This is a genomic window from Streptomyces sp. SID13726 (assembly GCF_010548375.1).
Taxonomy (GTDB): Bacteria; Actinomycetota; Actinomycetes; order Streptomycetales; family Streptomycetaceae; genus Streptomyces.
Window position 1 is genome coordinate 1 of sequence record NZ_JAAGLY010000126.1, and the last position, 663, is coordinate 663.

Here is a 663-nt window from a genome sequence, read left to right on the forward strand (position 1 = left end):
AGCTCGCCGAGCTGCGGACCGCGGCCGAGCGCCGCGTCGAGGAGGTGCAGGGCGACCACCGCCGGCTCGAGGCGCAGTTCGAGGCGCTCTCGCGCAAGGTGCTGGCCGCGGGCACGGAGCAGTTCCTCGTCCAGGCGGAGGAGCGCCTGCGCCGCAGCCAGGAGCAGGGCGCGGCCGAGCTGGAGCGCCGCGAGGAGGCCGTACGGCACCTCGTGGAGCCGCTCGCGGGCGCGCTCGAGAAGGTGCGCGCCGAGGTCGCCGAGGCCGAACGCGCACGGCTCGCGGCGCACGGCAGCCTCGCCGAGCAGGTGCGGGGGGTCCGCGACGCGTCGGAGCTGCTGCGCGCCGAGACGTCGCAGCTCGTCACCGCGCTGCGGTCGTCGCAGGTGCGCGGCGCGTGGGGCGAGCTGCAGCTCCGCCGCGTGGTCGAGGCGGCCGGCATGCTTCCCCACGTCGACTTCGTGGAGCAGGACCAGGTCGCGACGGACGACGGCGCGCTGCGCCCCGACATGGTGGTGCGCCTCGCCGGGGGCAAGCAGGTCGTCGTCGACGCCAAGGTCGCGTTCCTCGGCTACCTCGACGCGCAGGGCGCCACCGACCCCGCGGTGCGCGCCGACCGGCTCGCCGCGCACGCCCGCCACATGCGCAAGCACGTCGACGACC

The 663-nt window shown here is 76.8% G+C and carries 1 protein-coding gene; it reads left to right on the plus strand.

Annotated features, from left to right (window positions below):
• On the plus strand, positions 1–663 hold a 663-nt coding region (locus G3I78_RS46720; protein ID WP_164436679.1), incomplete at both ends, for a DNA recombination protein RmuC.